The organism is Mesorhizobium sp. M7A.F.Ca.AU.002.02.1.1 (genome assembly GCF_003998535.1).
In the GTDB taxonomy this organism is placed as follows: domain Bacteria; phylum Pseudomonadota; class Alphaproteobacteria; order Rhizobiales; family Rhizobiaceae; genus Mesorhizobium; species Mesorhizobium ciceri.
The window spans coordinates 1-1799 of sequence record NZ_RZPB01001016.1; the positions used below are offsets into that span (position 1 = coordinate 1).

A 1799-nucleotide genomic window follows, 5' to 3' on the forward strand; every position below is an offset into this window, starting at 1 on the left:
GTCTAGGGCGACCGCATCGCGGTTGTCGGCTTTGATCGCGATGGCGCGGCCGCCCTTGGCCTCGATCTCGGCGACGACAGCGCGGGCCTGTTCCTCGCCATGCACATAGGTCAGCGCGACGCTGGCGCCATCGGCCGCCAGCCTCCGCGCAATCGCTGCGCCGATGCCGCGACTGCCGCCGGTGACGAGCGCGGCCTTGCCGTTCAATCTGCTGGAAGACATCGAATTCTCCTTTTATGTAATGATCGATACATAAATATCTGTCAGCCTTGCCCGCTGGCGTCAACTGAATTATGTATCGATCAACACAGAAAGAGCGTCATGTCGGAACGAGGCCGTCCCCGCACCTTCGATCGAACCGCAGCCCTGCGTTGCGCGATGCAGGTGTTTTGGGCGCGTGGTTACGAAGGTGCATCGATGAGCGAACTGACCGCCGCCATGGGCATCAACTCGCCCAGCCTCTACGCTGCCTTCGGCAGCAAGGAGGCGCTGTTCCTGGAGGCGACGGATTTTTACTCGCACACCGAGGGTGCCGACATCTGGCTGGCATTGGACGAGGCTCCGACCGCGCGGCAGGCGATCGAACAATTCCTGTGCCTGACGGCGAAAGCCTATGCGCAGAGCGATCGCCCGCAGGGCTGCCTGATCACGCTGGGCGCACTGCATCAGGATTCGAGCCGCGGCGCCATCTGCGACGATCTGCGCCGCCGTCGTGCCGAAAACCACACCGCCCTGCAAAAACGTCTGGAGCGCGGTATTGCCGAAGGCGAATTGCCGGCGGATTTCGACGCGAGCGCTGCCGCGACCTTCGTCGCCACGGTCCAGCACGGCATGTCGATCCAGGCGCGAGACGGCGCCTTGCACGCTGCCCTGCTGGCGACGGTTGCCGGGGCCATGGCTGCCTGGCAGACGTTGGCCGGCGGCAACGCGGCGTGACAAACGCCGGCTGGTGTGCTCGAAATCCGCCAGCAAGGCCGGGAGGGACGAGAGCGTGAAAAAGGGTTATCGCGAGCTGCTGGACGAGGCGAATGCCGTGATCGAGGTGGTTTCGCCGGAGGAAGCGGCCGGGCTGCTCGACGATGAAGACACCATCTTCGTCGATCTGCGCGATCCACGCGAAGTGGAACGCGACGGCCGGATTCCGGGCGCCAAGCATGTCACGCGCGGCATGCTGGAATTCTGGATCGACCCCGAAAGCCCTTACCACAAGCCGTTCTTCGCCTCGGGAAAGAGCTTCGTGTTCTTCTGCGCCGGCGGCTGGCGCTCTGCCCTGGCCACAAAGACGGCGCAGGACATGGGGCTTTCGCCGGTCAAGCACATCCTCGGCGGCTACACCGCCTGGAAGGCCGCCGGACTGCCGGTCGAACCCGGCGAGCAGAAGAAATAATCTCGACCGCCGCTCAATGCAGCAGCAATGGCTCGCGATGCGTCACGAAGCCGACCGCGCGTTCGACCACGCCCTTGTCGGCAAGAATGCGGCGATGGCCAAGCCCGTCGGCCCAGTAGAGCCGCACATGGCCGCCGGCACCGGCATAGCGCCTTGCGTGATCGGCCGAGACTTCGCGGTCGTCCGGCGCGTGGATGACCAGGGTCGGCACCGGTGCCTGGGCGAGCTGGCGGTCGCCGGTGAATTCGTGCAGCGGCCGGCCGGAAAGATGCTCGACCCGGTCCGCCATGGCGGCTTGCGAGCGCGGGCCGACATTCAACATATGACTGAAGTCGGCAAAGATCGCCGGCAGGGAACTTGGCGCCGCGATCAGCACCAGGCGTCCCGCCGCCAGCGGCGGGATGTTCTTGAC

Annotated in this window: 3 protein-coding genes and 1 pseudogene; 2 read left to right on the forward strand and 2 right to left on the reverse strand. The window is 65.2% G+C overall.

Annotated elements, in window-relative coordinates; translation table 11 throughout:
* Positions 1-222, reverse strand: a 222-nt coding sequence (locus tag EN879_RS34445; RefSeq protein ID WP_127274639.1) for an SDR family NAD(P)-dependent oxidoreductase, incomplete at its 3' end; no start/stop codon positions are given.
* A gap of 99 nt (positions 223-321) precedes the next feature.
* Here EN879_RS34445 and EN879_RS34450 point away from each other — a divergent pair.
* Both EN879_RS34450 and EN879_RS34455 read left to right on the forward strand, forming a co-directional pair.
* Positions 322-936 carry a TetR/AcrR family transcriptional regulator gene (locus tag EN879_RS34450; protein ID WP_127274640.1) on the forward strand — a complete coding sequence of 205 codons (615 nt, stop codon included), beginning with the start codon at positions 322-324 and terminating at the stop codon, positions 934-936.
* Between the two features lie 55 nt (positions 937-991).
* Positions 992-1387 carry a rhodanese-like domain-containing protein gene (locus tag EN879_RS34455; RefSeq protein ID WP_063167993.1) on the forward strand — a complete coding sequence of 132 codons (396 nt, stop codon included), beginning with the start codon at positions 992-994 and terminating at the stop codon, positions 1385-1387.
* Between the two features lie 13 nt (positions 1388-1400).
* On the opposite strand, the pseudogene EN879_RS34460 reads toward EN879_RS34455, so the two are convergent.
* Positions 1401-1799: pseudogene (locus EN879_RS34460) on the reverse strand (alpha/beta hydrolase); the annotation flags it as partial.

Bases quoted from the DNA above. Each gene is read 5' to 3' on its own strand.
- EN879_RS34450 (WP_127274640.1), top strand. From the start codon at position 322: ATGTCGGAACGAGGCCGTCCCCGCACCTTCGATCGAACCGCAGCCCTG.